The sequence below is a fragment of the Bacillus sp. RK1064 genome, from assembly GCF_051488405.1.
Taxonomy (GTDB): domain Bacteria; phylum Bacillota; class Bacilli; order Bacillales; family Bacillaceae; genus Bacillus.
In genome coordinates this window covers 637,879-653,973 of record NZ_JBPSCZ010000001.1, presented here as the reverse complement: position 1 = coordinate 653,973, position 16,095 = coordinate 637,879, and the positions used below count along the sequence as shown (strand labels likewise).

General features: G+C 40.7%; 12 protein-coding genes. All 12 read left to right on the top strand.

Annotated features, from left to right (window positions below):
- The first annotated feature begins 52 nt into the window (after positions 1-52).
- The 12 genes from ACSSTM_RS03480 to ACSSTM_RS03425 all read left to right on the top strand — a co-directional run bounded on the left by ACSSTM_RS03480 (position 53) and on the right by ACSSTM_RS03425 (position 16,029).
- A complete protein-coding gene (locus ACSSTM_RS03480; RefSeq protein ID WP_437404286.1) occupies positions 53-1,282 on the top strand; it encodes an MFS transporter in 1,230 nt (409 codons plus the stop codon).
- Between the two features lie 317 nt (positions 1,283-1,599).
- Positions 1,600-4,716, top strand: a complete 3,117-nt coding sequence (locus ACSSTM_RS03475) for an MMPL family transporter (protein WP_437403993.1) — start codon at positions 1,600-1,602, stop codon at positions 4,714-4,716.
- Between the two features lie 144 nt (positions 4,717-4,860).
- Complete coding sequence (gene yfmF, locus ACSSTM_RS03470) at positions 4,861-6,141, top strand: EF-P 5-aminopentanol modification-associated protein YfmF (protein WP_106037754.1); 1,281 nt, start codon at positions 4,861-4,863, stop codon at positions 6,139-6,141.
- Positions 6,138-7,430, top strand: a complete 1,293-nt coding sequence (gene yfmH, locus ACSSTM_RS03465) for an EF-P 5-aminopentanol modification-associated protein YfmH (RefSeq protein WP_095285186.1) — start codon at positions 6,138-6,140, stop codon at positions 7,428-7,430. The genes yfmF and yfmH overlap by 4 nt, the downstream gene beginning before the upstream one ends.
- A gap of 152 nt (positions 7,431-7,582) precedes the next feature.
- Positions 7,583-8,059 carry a MarR family winged helix-turn-helix transcriptional regulator gene (locus ACSSTM_RS03460; protein WP_012010014.1) on the top strand — a complete coding sequence of 159 codons (477 nt, stop codon included), beginning with the start codon at positions 7,583-7,585 and terminating at the stop codon, positions 8,057-8,059.
- A complete protein-coding gene (locus tag ACSSTM_RS03455; RefSeq protein ID WP_106037753.1) occupies positions 8,037-11,156 on the top strand; it encodes an MMPL family transporter in 3,120 nt (1,039 codons plus the stop codon). Before ACSSTM_RS03460 ends, ACSSTM_RS03455 begins: the two co-directional genes overlap by 23 nt.
- Positions 11,157-11,187: 31 nt before the next feature.
- Positions 11,188-11,916 (top strand): elongation factor P 5-aminopentanone reductase, encoded by a 729-nt coding sequence (ymfI, locus tag ACSSTM_RS03450; RefSeq protein WP_034662220.1) that lies wholly within the window; start codon positions 11,188-11,190, stop codon positions 11,914-11,916.
- Positions 11,917-11,989: 73 nt separating this feature from the next.
- Positions 11,990-12,247, top strand: a complete 258-nt coding sequence (locus tag ACSSTM_RS03445; protein WP_003211590.1) for a DUF3243 domain-containing protein — start codon at positions 11,990-11,992, stop codon at positions 12,245-12,247.
- 131 nt (positions 12,248-12,378) lie between these two features.
- A complete protein-coding gene (locus ACSSTM_RS03440) occupies positions 12,379-13,170 on the top strand; it encodes a DUF3388 domain-containing protein (protein ID WP_003211480.1) in 792 nt (263 codons plus the stop codon).
- A 23-nt stretch (positions 13,171-13,193) separates the two neighbouring features.
- A complete protein-coding gene (locus ACSSTM_RS03435; RefSeq protein ID WP_034662218.1) occupies positions 13,194-14,105 on the top strand; it encodes a helix-turn-helix domain-containing protein in 912 nt (303 codons plus the stop codon).
- Between the two features lie 75 nt (positions 14,106-14,180).
- Complete coding sequence (gene pgsA / locus ACSSTM_RS03430; RefSeq protein WP_034662216.1) at positions 14,181-14,762, top strand: CDP-diacylglycerol--glycerol-3-phosphate 3-phosphatidyltransferase; 582 nt, start codon at positions 14,181-14,183, stop codon at positions 14,760-14,762.
- Between the two features lie 16 nt (positions 14,763-14,778).
- Positions 14,779-16,029 carry a competence/damage-inducible protein A gene (locus ACSSTM_RS03425; protein ID WP_034662214.1) on the top strand — a complete coding sequence of 417 codons (1,251 nt, stop codon included), beginning with the start codon at positions 14,779-14,781 and terminating at the stop codon, positions 16,027-16,029.
- Positions 16,030-16,095: the final 66 nt, after the last annotated feature.

Sequence of the window (16,095 nt, the reverse complement as noted above, 5' to 3'; positions counted from 1 at the left end):
CCCGTAAAACTTGCCACACTAATACGTAACAGTATATAGAATTGGGTGAATGATGTTGGGCGAGAAAACAGTCAGTAAAAAGAATATTATTGCATTATCATCAGTGCCTCTAATCATGACACTTGGGAACTCGATGTTAATACCTGTATTGCCAGAGATAGAAAAGACACTCTCCATCACTTCCTTTCAAGTCTCCCTCATTATTACGGTATACTCTGTTGTAGCGATCTTATGTATTCCAATCGCCGGCTATTTATCGGACCGAATCGGGCGTAAAAAGGTACTCCTGCCGTGTCTGTTAATCGCAGGTCTTGGTGGGGCTGTGGCAGCAGTTGCCTCAACGATCATGAAAGAACCCTACATGTGGATTCTATTTGGAAGGGTCCTTCAAGGTGTTGGCTCAGCCGGGGCAGCACCTGTCGTGATGCCGTTTATAGGAGATTTGTTTCATGATGATGAAGAAGTAAGTGCGGGACTTGGCGCCATCGAAACCTCTAACACAGCTGGAAAGGTATTAAGCCCGATTATTGGGGCGCTTCTAGCTTCATGGTTTTGGTTTGTGCCGTTTTGGTTTATTCCGTTCTTTTCAATCATCAGCTTTCTCATGGTACTGTTCATGGTAGAGTCCGCGAAAAAAGAGGAGGACCCGCCTACAGTCAAAGAATTTTTAAAATCAACAAAGACCATTTTTAAACATGAGGGACGCTGGCTTTATGCCATTTTTGCAATTGGCGGTTTTATTATGTTTCTTCTTTTTGGTGTGCTTTTTTACTTATCTGATAACCTTGAGGCAGCTTATCAAATTAAGGGTGTCAAAAAAGGGCTCCTGCTTAGTATCCCGCTCCTTTTTCTATCCATCAGTTCATACATTGCTGGGAAAACGATTGGAAAAGAAAAAGGGAAAATGAGAATCTTTATAATCGTAGGCATGGCCTTGTTATCACTTTCCTATATGTTTTTATGGTGGAATCACAGCTTTTACGTATTGTTTATCTGTTTAAGCATTGGCGGTGTTGGCATCGGTATTGTACTGCCTGCACTTGATGCCCTGATCACAGAAGGAATCGAAAAAGAGCAGTGCGGAACCATTACGTCATTTTACAGCAGTATGCGTTTTATCGGTGTCGCTTTAGGACCTCCGATTTACGCCTATCTCATGGATAAAGGGGACTCCATCGTTTTTATTCTCTCGACCATTTGCAGTCTTATTTCACTATTTTTGGTCCTCTTCTTCATCCAGCCAGATGAAAAGGATGAAAGTGAACAATTAAAAACGGTTTAATCTAGAAAAAAGACGGTATTTTGCCATCTTTTTTCTTTTTTATAAATTGACATGTAAAATTTTGATAGTTAAACTAATGTATAGTAATATCTTTTAAATTATCCCAAATAGGAGGTGTTCAAAAACATTCATTTTCTGTCTTTCTTCAGGCAGAAATTGAGCTCGCGTGCTGATGATGAATATGTGTTTCTTCAACACGAAAAGACAATTGAATAGGTCATCCTGCCATTAGCACGTTGAAGGAGACGCAGTCAGCACTTCAGACACGCTCAAATACAGCAAATTGATTGATGAACTAGAAGGAGCTTGAAGCAGCTATGTTGCAAATAATTAAAGCAAGATGGATTGTATTAGTGGTGTGGATGATAACAGCTGTGATTCTGTTTATTACTGCGCCTAATTTAGAGGAATTAACAAGAGAAAAAGGGCAATTAAAGGTTCCGGAGGGGACACCAACAGCTGAGGCACTTCACTTATTGGATAAGCTATCAGATCATAACGGGAAAAAAGATACGGGTGTCATTGTATTCTCCGAACAACATCTGTTCCCTGAGAAAGAGCAGGAATTAAAAAAGGCTTTATCTGCACTCATGACTCATGCCCCAGACCTCCACATTGACGGAATTACTTCGTATTTTCATGTAGATCCGGACATTCAAAAACAACTTTTATCAAAGGATAAAAGTACACTTCTTGTTCCATTCAAATTCGACCACTACGAAACAAAAGCTGTGAAGATTAAAGAACAAATTGAGGAAGTTTTAAAGCCCTATCATGTCTCATATGAAATGACGGGTCAAAAATTTGTGGATTCAGATGTCATTAACAGCTCTCAACAAGGTCTGAAGAAAACTGAACTTATTACGATGATTTTTATTTTCTTTATTTTAATCATTGTTTTCAGATCGATTTTGGCACCTGTTGTTCCGCTCATTACGATCGGCATTTCTTATGCCGTCAGCCGGTGTATTGTGGCTTTTCTAGTAGAATATATGCAATTTCCTCTATCTAATTTTACTCAGATTTTTATGGTAGCTATTATGTTCGGTATAGGAACAGATTATTGTATTTTGCTGTTAAGCCGTTTTAAAGAAGAGATCGGTCAAGGTCGTGATGTCAAAGAGTCGATTATCATCACATATAAATGTGCAGGGAAAACGGTCTTTTTCAGTGGCTTAGCCGTGTTAGTCGGCTTCTCAAGCATTGGGTTTGCCAAATTTCAATTGTATCAATCAGCCGTTAGTGTTGCTGTTGGAGTTGGCATACTGCTGATTGCCCTAGTCACCATCGTTCCCTTTTTTATGTCTGTTTTCGGACAATCCCTTTTTTGGCCATCTAAAAGAGAAAACATTCGCCACCCGCAAAGTAAAATGTGGGAATGGGCTGGGCGTTTTTCATTTAAAAGGCCGCTGATCAGTTTAGGTTTAGTTGCACTAATTACTGTGCCTCCTATTTTGATGTACGACGGAACTCTTTCTTATAACAGCTTAAATGAGATTGGGACAAAGTATGAATCAGTGTCTGCATTTAATACGATATCAGAGCAATTTGGCTTTGGGGAAGCGCTGCCCCTGAATGTACTTGTTGAAAGTGACAATAAGTTAGATAACCAAGAAAAGATTGTCATGATTGAAAAACTGACCCGTAAATTAAATGACATTGACGAAGTAAAAACAGTCCGCAGCGTCACTAGGCCTGTTGGAGACGGGCTAAGTCAGCTTTACGTCACCTCTCAAGCAAAAGAGCTGGGAGGAGAACTTGGCAAAGGCCACGAAGGAATCGGGAAAATTTCAGATGGCCTGACCGAAACAAATCTTGCCCTTCTCAAACAAAAACCAAAAATTCAAGAATCCGCTAAAGGCATTGACCAGCTGATTGATGGAACAAAAGCGATCAAAAGCGGAATTGGAGAAGTAAGGGAGTCCTTGATCTCTTTAGAAGATGGGGTAAGGCGCAGTAAAGATGGCGTCGGGACCATCCGAAGTAAAATCAAAGAAGCAAAAAAGGAATTAGAGCAAGAATATCGCAGCAGTGAAGTGATGATTCAAGAGCTTAAGCGAATGGTGAGTACGCTGGAACGTCATGCGAAATCGAATCAGCAGCTGATGACCACCATTAAAAAAGTAAAAAAATCCTATGAAAATGTATCGTTTGAAGCACTTGAAAAACGGCTTCCAGAAGTAAAAGATATGGATGAATATAAAGAAATCAAGAAAGTATTCAAAGACACAAAAGGAATGCTTGATCAAGCAGGGGACCAAATGAGTGTGTATGAAGAGGAAGCCTCTCACTTTAAACAAAAGATCAAAAAAGCAGATCAAGTAATTCAAACCTTATCAAGCAAGCAAAAAGACGTAAAACGCCAAGTGCAAGCACTCATGGATGGGCTCGATCAAATTTATGACGGTCTTGAACAAACAAATGAAGGACAAAAACAATTGATCAAAGAAATGCCTAAAATTGAAGATGGAGCAGATCAGCTGACAGACGGCCAAAAAGCCATCAAAAAAGGATTTAACCAGCTTTCATCAAAACTCACATTGTTAACAGATGGTTTAGATGAAAGTATTGAAGGGCTCGAGCAGGTCAAAAGCGGCTTCACAGAGGCGGACGGCTACTTAAAGCAGCTTCAGCAAGCGCCAGATGAAGAAATAACGGGCTGGTTTATTCCAGAAGACGTGCTGAAACGTCATGAATTTAAACAAATCTTTCATACGTATATGTCTCCAGATCGTAAATTAACAACCTTTGAAGTCATATTAAATGTGAATCCATACAGCAATGAAGCGATGAAAGGCGTTGCGAAAATTGAGGACACCCTTGATCAATATTTACCTGTCAGCGGGTTAAAGAATGTAAATTACGGTGTGTCTGGTATCTCAAGTTTAAATGTAGATTTAAAAGAAACATCTGACGGTGACTTTATTCGAACGGTCATTTTCATGTTAATTGGCATCTTTATCATTTTAATTATATTATTACGGTCAATCGTCATGCCGATATACTTAACACTTTCACTTATTTTAACGTATTTTACATCCATCGGTTTAACTGAATGGATCTTTAAAACCTTTTTTGGCTACGACGGTGTCAGCTGGGCTGTCCCATTTTTCAGCTTTGTCATTCTTGTCACCCTTGGCATTGATTATTCGATCTTTCTGATGGATCGCTTTAATGAATGGAAGGGAGAGCATGTGCAAGCATCAATGATATCAGCGATGAGAAATATGGGTTCCGTCATTATTTCAGCAGTCGCGATATTAGCGGGGACCTTCGCCGCCATGCTGCCGTCTGGTGTATTATCACTTATTGAGATTGCAACGGTCATACTCATTGGACTTTTATTATATGCTTTTGTTGTATTGCCGCTCTTTATCCCGGTCATGGTTCGTATTTTCGGTAAATGGAATTGGTGGCCTTTTAGAATGAAATAACACCGGCGTCTCTGCTTATAGCAGAGGCGTTTTTATTTCCTATCCTTTCCTCTGATTGATATAATGTCTATTAAATGGCTGTTTCACGTATATATCAGCTATGTTCTAATACATAATAAATAGGATGAACAAAGGAGGTTTCTCATGACGTACTTACAAGAGAAGACACTAGACACACCTGGTCTTCATACTCATATTGTCAAAACAGAAAAATTTAAAACGGTCACAATTCTTTTTAAAATGCTTGCGCCTCTATCGAAAGATGATGTCACCATGCGTTCACTTTTCCCGCATGTGCTGTTAAGAGGAACAGAGAAAATGCCGAAAACGGGAGAATTGCGTGCTTATTTTGATGAGCTTTATGGTGCAACTGTTTCGGCAGACATGGCGAAAAAAGGGGAAAATCACATCATTACCTTCCGCCTGGAAATGGCGAATGAAAAATATTTAAAGGATCAAACCCCTTTACTAGAAAAAGGGATTGCCTTACTATCTGACCTACTATTCCATCCGTATGTTGAAGATGGGGTGTTTAGTCAATTATATGTAGATCAAGAAAAACGCACATTAAAACAGCGAATTCAAGCAGTGTATGATGATAAAATGCGTTACTCGAACTTAAGACTTGTGCAGGAAATGTGCAAAGGTGAACCGTATGCACTGCACGTCAATGGAGAAATGGAAGACATTGAAACGATCACAGCTCACTCGCTTTTTGAAGCTTATGAGCATGCGCTTCAATCAAATCAGCTTGATCTTTATGTTGTGGGAGATGTTGACGAACAAGACATCAGCCGAATGGTCTCTCAATACTTCAAAACAAGTGATAGAGAACCGGTCAAACAACACGCTGACTCAACAAGAACGCAAAAAGAAGCAAAAGAAGTCATTGATGAAGAGGACGTGAAGCAAGGCAAGCTGAATATCGGCTTTCGCACGCATACGACGATTGCAGATGAAGATTATCCGGCGCTGCATTTGTTTAATGGCATATTTGGCGGCTTCTCGCATTCGAAGCTATTCATCAATGTTCGAGAAAAAGCAAGTCTTGCGTACTACGCTGTGTCTAGACTTGAGAGCTTTAAAGGCTTGATGATGGTCATGTCAGGAATTGAAGTCGGCAACTACCAGCAGGCAGTAGACATCATTAAAGAACAATTTGAAGCAATGCAAAAAGGTGATTTTTCAGATGAAGCGATTGACCAAACAAAGGCTGTCGTCAAAAATCAGCTGCTTGAAACGATTGATACATCTTATGGGACAGCAGAATATTTGTATCAGCATGCCGTTGTGCCAACAGGGGAAACCCTTGATTCCTTTTTAGAAGCATTAGACCGAGTGACAAAAGAGGACATCATCAAAGTGGGTCAGAAAATCGAATGGGATACGACCTATTTTCTTAAAGGAACGGAGGGTACTTCATGACAGTGAAAACAATTCAATTCGACCAGCTGCAAGAAACGGTCTATCACGAAAAAATGGAGAGCGGACTTGACGTCTATGTGCTGCCAAAGCAAGGGTTTAACAAAACCTATGCGACCTTTACAACCAAATATGGCTCTGTCGATAACGAATTTGTGCCGCTTGGCAAAGAAGACATGATTCGAGTGCCTGACGGAATTGCCCATTTCTTAGAGCATAAACTGTTTGAAAAAGAAGATGGAGACGTATTTCATACATTTAGTAAGCAAGGAGCATCCGCAAACGCTTTTACAACGTTTACGAGAACAGCTTACTTATTCTCAAGCACCTCAAATGTCGAACAAAACCTTGAGACACTCATTGATTTTGTTCAAGAGCCTTATTTTACTGAAAAAACGGTCGAAAAAGAAAAAGGCATCATTGGCCAAGAGATTAACATGTATGATGACAATCCGGACTGGCGTTTATTCTTCGGTCTGATTGAAAATCTATATCAAGAGCATCCCGTGAGAATTGATATTGCTGGAACAGTAGAAAGTATTGCTCCGATTACAAAAGATCATTTGTATGAATGCTATGAAACGTTCTATCACCCGAGCAATATGCTTCTATTTGTTGTCGGTCCCGTTGATCCAAAGCAAATATTAGATCAAGTCAGAGCGAATCAGGCGAAAAAGCCATTTACAGACCAGCCAGAGATCAAACGAAAAGACATCAATGAGCCTGAAGGTGTGTACCGAAAAGAATACGAACTTCCTATGAACGTACAAGGCTCGAAATGTATGTTCGGGTTGAAAACAAAGAATCCTCATAAAAAAGGAAATCAGCTGCTAAAACATGAGCTCGGGATGAATCTCATTTTAGAGACGCTGTTTGGTAAAAGCTCCTTACAATATGAACAAATGTATGAAAAAGGCTTAATTGATGAGACCTTCAGCTACGATTATACGGAAGAAGGCGGCTTTGGCTTCACGTCCGTTGGCGGAGATACAAATGATCCTGATCAACTGGCAAAAGAATTAAAAGAAACCCTTCTTCAAGCAAAGAACCTGATGTCAGAAGAAAAAATTGAGCTAGCGCGCAAGAAGAAAATCGGCAGCTTTTTAAAAGCCATGAACTCTCCCGAATACATTGCGAACCAATTCACTCGATATGCATTTTTAGACATGAGCTTATTTGATGTCGTGACCATGCTGGAACAAATCCAATTAGCCGACATTCAGCAAATTTTAGAGGAAGAAATTGATGAAGAACGGATGTCCGTTTTCAAAGTCGTCCCGAAAACAAAATAAATAAAAAAAGACAAACTCAGATCAAATGAGTTTGTCTTTTTTATGTCTAATTGATAAAAGCATGTTATTAGTGAGGATTTTCATTGACAATCAATTTGTTCGTTAGTTAAACTCTTTAATAGTTAAACACTTAAACTAAAAAGGAGCAGCGTATGGAACAAAATAAAATTGCACAGCTCATTCAGAGATATGCAGACGTCTATCTCATGATGGAAAAAAAGGTATCGAGTATGATCACGGAAAAGCTTGATAAAGAGCTGACGCTTGATCAGTATTACTCGCTTCGATACATCAATTTACATCCTGGATGTACATCAACTGACCTTGCAAATGTATGTAATGTGAACAAAAGTGCTGTAACCTCCATGACAAATCGTCTTTTTACGAAAAACTATATTGTCCGTGAGCACGATCAAGCCGATCGAAGAAATGTTCACCTATACGTCACGCCAGAGGGCAAAGATGTGGTCAGCCGAATGGAAAAGCAGCTTCAGGATCTAGTTCGATCTTATTTTGAAAAGCTGGAAGAAAAAGAAATGGAATCATTTATTCAAACATATGAAAAGATCTATCAAGTGATCATCGAAGAGGAGGCACAAAGTACTAATGAGAGCAATCATAAAGGGTAGATGGCTGATCACGATTCTATGGATCGTATTAGCGGCAGTGTTACTCATCACCGCTCCTAATATGGCGCAATTAACAAAAGAAAAAGGGCAAATTTCTGTACCAGACGGCTATCCGTCCTCATATGCGGATCAGTTATTAAAGAAAATGTCTGAAAACGGCGATACAGAAAAATCAATCGTCATTGTCTTTCAAGAAAAGAACATCGTAAAAGAAAGAGAAACATCTTTAAAAAAGGCAATGGAGATTATAGAAAAAGATCAAGATCTTCATGTAGAGGACATCACTTCTTATTTTGAAGCCAATAAAGATATCAAAAAACAAATGCTCTCTAAAGATGAAACAACGCTTCTTGTTCCAGTTACATATGACTCAAACAAAATCAAAGCTTCTGATTTTAAAGAAAAAGTCAATGAAAAGCTGAAGAGCTTAAATCTGACATTTGAAATGACAGGACAGCCATTAATTGATGATGATGTGATCACAAGCTCGCAAGAAGGTCTGAAGAAAACAGAGTTCATTACGATTGGGTTTATTCTCATCGTCCTTGTCCTTGTCTTTAGATCAGCTGTGGCGCCTTTCGTTCCGTTAGTCGCAGTAGCTCTGTCTTACTTGGTGAGTCAATCCATCGTGGCTTATTTAGTCAAATATCTCGACTTCCCGCTCTCGACCTTTACCCAAATCTTCATGGTCGCGATCATGTTTGGAATAGGAACGGACTACTGCATTCTGCTTCTCAGCCGCTTTAAAGAAGAGATCGCACACGGTAAAGATAAAATTGAGGCGATTCTGATTACGTATAAAACAGCAGGAAAGACCGTTTTATTCAGCGGAATTGCTGTGCTGATCGGTTTTACCTGTATAGGCCTGGCGCAATTCCAGCTCTATAAATCAGCTGTTGCAGTAGCAGTTGGTGTCGCTGTGCTGATTGTGGCGCTTCTCACGATTGTTCCGTTCTTTATGGCGGTTTTAGGAAAAGTGTTATTTTGGCCGATTAAAGGTGATATTGCTCATCCGCAGTCAAAAATGTGGGAAACAGCAGGACGCTTTTCCTTTAAGAAACCACTTTTTAGTTTATTAATCGTAGGAATCATTACGCTTCCGCCCATTCTCATGTATAAAGGAACGCTTTCGTATAACAGCTTAGATGAAATCGGTAATAAATACGAATCAGTCAATGCATTCAATACCATTTCTGACAAATTTGGGCCAGGAGAAGCACTGCCGGCAACGATTGTCGTGAAATCAGCTGATTTGTTAGACAACAATAAAGGATTGATTGCCGTTGAAAAGCTCAGCCGTGCAATTGAACAAACAGATGGCGTAAGTAAAGTGAGAAGTGCGACACGTCCTGTCGGTAAAGGGCTGAGTGATCTGTACGTGAAATCACAAGCCAAAGAGCTGAATACCGGACTTGATAAAAGCAATGAAGGCTTGAAAAAAATCCAAGATGCACTGACGACAATGAGTAAATCTATTGAAGATCAAACGCCGCAGATCAAATCATCTGGAAAAGGCATTAACCAGCTGATTTCTGGCACTGAATCAGTACAAACAGGCATTCAAAATGTCGAGAAAATGTTAAGAAAACTGCAAAGCGGAATCGATCAAAACAAAAACGGTGTAGCAGAGATTAAAGAAAAAATTAAAAGTGCGAAAAAGGAATTAACGGCCCAAGTCGCACAAGTGAATCAGCAAGTGTCGCTGTATAAAAGCATTTCCAAAGAATTAAAGGCAGCATTAGCGCAAGTTGATACGTCATCCTCTGCCGCAGCGGATGTAAAAGCATTAATCACACAAGCAAATAAACAATTTAGTACACTCGAAAAACAAATTCCGCAGGTAAAAGAAAATCAATCGTATCAAGCCATCAAAGCTTCATATAATGAACTTTCTACGACCTTGCAAGAAGGGGCGAAACAGGCAGACAGCTATGCCAAACAAGCAAAAGAAGCCAAAAAACAGCTTGAAGCAGCGGATGCCTTTATCGCAAAAGCTTCAGAGCAGCAGAAAGTCTTGACGAGTCAAATCGATGAGCTCATTGCTGGCTTAGACGCAATTGAAACTGGACTTGATCAAACGTCTAAAGGTCAAGGACAGTTAGCTGATAATATGCCGAAGCTTGCAAATGGAGCTGGCAAAGTGATTGATGGTCAAAAACATATGAAAGAAAAGATTGGCGGCTTTGGTGATGACCTGACCAAGCTGACAGATGGGCTGAACAAGAGCGCAAGTGGCCTGGAGAAAATTTCAAGCGGGTTAATGGGTGCAGGTGACTACTTAGACGAACTGAAAAATGCACCAGATCAAGACATGGCCGGCTGGTTTATCCCAAAAGACGTGCTGAAAAATAAAGCATTCAAGCAAGTATTTGATTCATACATGTCGGATGACCGCAAGATGACAAAAATTGATGTCATTTTAGAAAAAAATCCATATGGCAATGAAGCCTTGTCGACGATCAAACAAGTAGAAGCTTCTGTCGAGCGGGCACTTCCTGAAACGAACCTAAAAGATGCATCATTCGGCGTTTCAGGTGTATCAAGTATGAACGCTGATTTAAAACAGCTGTCAGACCAAGATTTCAATAAGACGGTTCTTTACATGATGATCGGTATTTTCCTCATCCTGGTGATCCTGTTCCGTTCGCTTGTTATGCCGCTGTACTTGGTAGGTTCACTTATTTTGACTTACTTTACAGCTATCGGGATGACAGAATTTATTTTCACCCATTTCTTCGGATACCCGGGCATTAACTGGGCTGTTCCATTCTTTGGATTTGTCATATTAATGGCACTCGGAGTCGATTATTCGATTTTCTTAATGGAGCGGTTCAATGAATACAAAACAAAAGACATTCAGTTTGCTATGACCGAATCAATGAAGAATATGGGCTCTGTCATTATGTCTGCTGCTGTTATTTTGGCAGGAACCTTTGCAGCAATGCTTCCTTCAGGAGTGCTGTCTCTCCTGCAGATTGCAACACTTGTTCTAACAGGACTTTTGCTGTACGCACTCGTTGTGCTACCATTGTTCGTACCTGTGATGGTGAAATTGTTCGGATCAGCTAACTGGTTCCCATTTAAACGAAAAGAATAGATATTTCAAATAGAAAGTAGGAATCCATGTGATGAGTCGTTGGGCGCTGATAACAGGTGCCAGTGGCGGGATTGGGCAGGCTGCAGCCAAAAAGCTTGCCCAAAAAGGCTGCCACGTGATGCTCCATTATCACAAAAATGAACAGGCAGCCGTGCAGCTTGCCGCTCAGCTGGAAGAAACATGTCATATTCAGACGCACGTCGTTCAAGCGGATTTAGCTAAAATGGGCGGAGCAGATGAGCTCGTCAGCCGTCTGCCTGTATCCCCAGATATTCTTGTATTAAATAGCGGTAAAAGTCATGTCGGATTAGTGACAGATACAGAAAAAGATGTATTAGCCAGTATGGTGCAGCTGCATGTCACAAGTCCATATGAGCTCACCCAACACCTATTGCCAGCCATGATTCAAAAAAAAGCAGGTCATATTGTTGTAGTAAGCTCGATATGGGGAGAAACAGGTGCATCGTGTGAAGTGCTGTACAGCATGGTGAAGGGGGCGCAAAATGCGTTTATTAAAGGTCTGGCAAAAGAGCTTGCCCCAAGTGGAATTAGAGCAAATGCTGTTTCGCCAGGTGCTGTCCGTACAGACATGATGAAAAGCTTCACACAAGAAGATATTGCAATGCTTGAGGAAGAAATCCCGCTTGGCCGGCTTGCATCACCTGAGGAGATTGCAAATGTCATTTGGTTTCTCGCCTCAAAGCAGTCAAGTTATATGACAGGTCAAATTTTATCCGTTAATGGCGGCTGGTACTGTTAAAAAACGTGTATAATTCGTCTCTCCATGACAAAAGCTATGGCTGTAATTCATCTTTTCGAATGGAGGAATCGACATGTCAGTACTTGAGAACTGGGACCATTGGAAAAACTTTTTAGGTGACCGTTTAAATCATGCGCAGGATAAAGGTTTAAAAGATGATACCATCAATAACCTTGCGTATGAAATTGGCGGATATTTAGCTAACGAAGTTGAAGCAAAGAACGAGCAAGAAAGAGTACTTGCTGACCTTTGGAGCGTTGCATCAGAAGATGAGCAGCGCGCTATTGCCAATATGATGGTCAAGCTGGTTGAAAATAATAGCTCGCACTAAACAAAAAGAGGGGTCGTTTGTGCCTCTCTTTTTATTTTAACCGTTTAGCAACATTGTGCTTTCTAAAAATGTGAAAATGCTTTATGATAAAGGAAGGTAAAAATTTGCCACAATGAAGGGGGTAATATCATTTGGCAAAGCTCGAATGGTATTTTGAATATGAGATACAGGTAAACCGTCCCGGACTATTAGGAGACATTTCTTCTCTAATGGGGATGCTTTCAATTAATATTGTGACAATTAATGGTGTTGATGTATCAAGACGCGGAATGCTTTTGCGCTGTGACCACACAGATCAAATTAAGCGCCTTGAATCAATTTTAAATACAATGGAAACGATAAAAGTAACGAAATTAAGACAGCCAAAACTTCGTGACCGCTTAGCGGTTCGTCACGGCAGATATATTCAGCGTGATGCGGATGACAAAAAGACGTTCCGTTTTGAAAGGGACGAGCTTGGTCTTCTTGTAGATTTTATGGCTGAACTATTTAAAAAAGAAGGACATAAATTGATTGGGATTCGCGGGATGCCGCGTGTCGGAAAAACAGAATCAATTGTGGCTTCAAGTGTATGTGCCAGTAAGAGATGGCTTTTTGTATCGTCCACTCTTTTGAAACAGACGATCCGAAGTCAGCTGATTGCGGATGAATACAGCCCAGATAACGTCTTTATTATTGATGGGATTGTGTCGACGCGAAGAGGTTCTGAGAAGCACTTGCAGCTTTTAAGAGAAATTATGAGACTGCCGGCAACGAAGGTGGTTGAGCATCCAGACATCTTTATTCAAAATTCAGAATATACAATGGATGATTTCGACTATATCATTGAATTGCGTAATAGTGCAGATGAAGAGATTACATATGAGCACGCTGAAGAACCACAAGTGTTTGATCATTCTGGTTTTTCTGGCTTCGATTTTTAATATGGTAATGGTAGGTGTTTGTTTTGACTGAATTGGGAAAACGGCTCATTGAGGCCAGAGAGGAAAAAGGGATGTCGCTGGAGGATCTTCAGACGGTGACCAAAATCCAAAAGCGCTACTTGCTAGCAATCGAACAAGGAAACTATGATATTATTCCAGGTAAATTTTACGTCAGAGCGTTTATTAAACAATATGCCGAAGCCGTTGGACTAAATCCTGAACAATTGTTCGAAGAATTTCGTAAAGATGTACCGAGCACGTATAACGATGAAGTATCTGATAAATTAGCAAATATTAAGCCGCAAAGAGAGCTGCCAAAGCCTGCCTCGAAGGTGCTTGAGCTGCTGCCGACCATCTTGATTATTGGAGGCGTCCTTGTGGTCATCGCGATCATTTATGTAATTGTGCAGGCGGTCAATCATGATAGCGGGCAGAAGAACAATCAGACGGCTCCTCAGCAGTCAGAATCTAAATATGAAGTATCTGAGGATTCATCTCTTGCAAAGGATCAAAAGAAAAAAGAAAAAGCTTCGTCAGATGATCAAGAAAAATCACTTAAAAAAGATGACTCATCAAAGGATTCATCCAAAGACGATGAAACGGTCTCTTTGAAGGCAACGAATACGGAAGGCTCAACGACAACGTATGAAGTGTCAGGTGCAGATGAGATGGAGTTAACCATTTCTGCAACAAAAGCTTCATGGCTGCGCGTCAGAGACGAATCTGGAAAAGTGCTGAAGATGGGTGAACTAAAAGATGGCGAATCGTTTAAAACAGACTTGTCTGAGCTCTCTCAGGTCGATATCCGTCTAGGCAATGCGACTGGAATTGATATCAAGGTGAATGACGAAACGCTTAAGTACGAATTAGACCCTAAAAACACCATGACACAAAACATTGTGATTGTGAATAAAGGAAAGGAAAAGTCATCTTAAGCAAGTAGATGACTTTTCTTTTGTTCCTACTATTATATATACATAAAAAAATGGCTTATTGGAGGATTGAATTTCATGTTTAACTTACCGAATAAAATAACTCTTTCTAGGATCGCCTTGATCCCTGTTTTTATGATCATTATGCTTGCACCTTTAGATTGGGGTGTTGCGCGTTTTGGTAACGTCAGCATCGAAGTGACGCATCTTGTTGGAGCAATTCTGTTTATTGTCGCTTCGACAACTGACTGGATTGATGGGTACTATGCGCGTAAACTGAACTTAGTGACAAACTTTGGTAAATTTTTAGATCCGCTTGCAGATAAATTGCTTGTTTCAGCTGCTTTAATTATACTTGTTCAATACAACCTCACACCGGCATGGATGGCGATTGTGATCATTAGCCGTGAATTTGCTGTAACCGGTCTAAGGCTTGTATTAGCCGGAGGCGGTGAAGTGGTAGCAGCTAATATGCTTGGAAAAGTGAAAACATGGGCGCAAATCATTGCGATTTCAGCACTTCTATTGCATAACCTGCCATTTGAACTTGTATCATTCCCGTTTGGTGACCTTGCGATGTGGGTAGCAGTGTTCTTCACTGTTGTGTCAGGCTGGGATTACTTTGCAAAAAACTGGGAAGCTTTAAAGAATTCTAACTAAAAAGGACGTGTACGCTTTGAAGTCAGAGAGAAAAGCAGAAATTATTGCAGTCGGGTCCGAACTTTTGCTAGGGCAAATTACGAATACGAATGCACAATTTATCAGCAAACAGCTAGCTGAAATTGGTGTGAATGTTTATTACCACACAGCAGTTGGTGACAATCCAGAGCGTTTAAAAAGGGCCATTCAAGTGGCGCAGGAAAGATCGAATTTTATTATCTTCTCAGGTGGTCTTGGACCAACCAAAGATGATTTAACAAAAGAAACCATTGCGAGTACGCTCGGAAAAGAGCTCGTGCTAAATGAAGAAGCATTTGAATCCATTCAAGACTACTTTCGAAAGACTGGACGAGACATGTCGCCGAATAACCGTAAGCAGGCACTCGTTCTAGAAGGATCTGATGTGCTCGTAAACCGGTTTGGGATGGCCCCAGGTATGTTTATTCAAGAAGACGATACATTTTATATGTTGCTTCCTGGACCGCCAAGTGAACTGCATCCGATGTTTGAGAACGAGGCGAAGCCGCTGATTTCTGAGAAACTGGGTTTAAAGGAAAAAATCGTGTCTGTTGTTCTCCGCTTCTTCGGAATCGGTGAATCACAGCTTGAAACAGACCTAGAAGATTTAATTGATGCTCAAACCAACCCGACGATTGCACCTCTCGCATCTGACGGTGAAGTGACACTTAGGCTCACGGCTAAGCATGAGGATGAAAAAGAAACGGAGCGTCTGTTAAAAGAAACAGAAGCGAAAATTTTAGCGCGGGTAGGTGAGTACTTCTACGGGTATGATGATACATCACTTGTCCGTGAAGCTTCCAAGGCCTTGCACGAACACGGGAAAACAGTGGCAGCGGCTGAGAGCCTGACTGGCGGAATGTTTTCTGAATGGCTGACAGATCTTGAAGGTGCATCGTCGATTTTTAGCGGCAGTGTCGTTTGTTATACAAATCAAGTCAAACAGCAGGTGCTTGGCTGCCGGGAGGAAACGTTGTCTTCTCATGGTGCTGTCAGCAAAGAGTGTGCTCTAGAGCTTGCTGAAGGTGCTAGAAAGCTCGCGGGAAGTGATATTGGCATTAGTTTTACGGGTGTAGCAGGCCCTGATACCCACGAGGGACAGCCTGTCGGAAAAGTGTTCATTGGGCTATCTACGAAAGACCATACAGACGTGTTTGAATGGATGTTTACAGGAAGCCGGTCGGGCATTCGAAAGCGCGCTGTGAAATACGGTCTGCATCACTTGCTCAATTTATTAAAAGAGAGTTAATTTTGTTTTTTGTTAGGTTTACTCCTTTATAAAAGAGTGTTTTTTCTAATAGAAATCACTCTTTTC

What these genes read in the sequence shown, in the direction of transcription:
- ACSSTM_RS03480 (WP_437404286.1), top strand. Translation starts at nt 53, where the DNA reads ATGTTGGGCGAGAAAACAGTCAGTAAAAAGAATATTATTGCATTATCA.
- ACSSTM_RS03475 (WP_437403993.1), top strand. Translation starts at nt 1,600, where the DNA reads ATGTTGCAAATAATTAAAGCAAGATGGATTGTATTAGTGGTGTGGATG.
- yfmF (WP_106037754.1), top strand. Translation starts at nt 4,861, where the DNA reads ATGACGTACTTACAAGAGAAGACACTAGACACACCTGGTCTTCATACT.
- yfmH (WP_095285186.1), top strand. Translation starts at nt 6,138, where the DNA reads ATGACAGTGAAAACAATTCAATTCGACCAGCTGCAAGAAACGGTCTAT.
- ACSSTM_RS03460 (WP_012010014.1), top strand. Translation starts at nt 7,583, where the DNA reads ATGGAACAAAATAAAATTGCACAGCTCATTCAGAGATATGCAGACGTC.
- ACSSTM_RS03455 (WP_106037753.1), top strand. Translation starts at nt 8,037, where the DNA reads ATGAGAGCAATCATAAAGGGTAGATGGCTGATCACGATTCTATGGATC.
- ymfI (WP_034662220.1), top strand. Translation starts at nt 11,188, where the DNA reads ATGAGTCGTTGGGCGCTGATAACAGGTGCCAGTGGCGGGATTGGGCAG.
- ACSSTM_RS03445 (WP_003211590.1), top strand. Translation starts at nt 11,990, where the DNA reads ATGTCAGTACTTGAGAACTGGGACCATTGGAAAAACTTTTTAGGTGAC.
- pgsA (WP_034662216.1), top strand. Translation starts at nt 14,181, where the DNA reads ATGTTTAACTTACCGAATAAAATAACTCTTTCTAGGATCGCCTTGATC.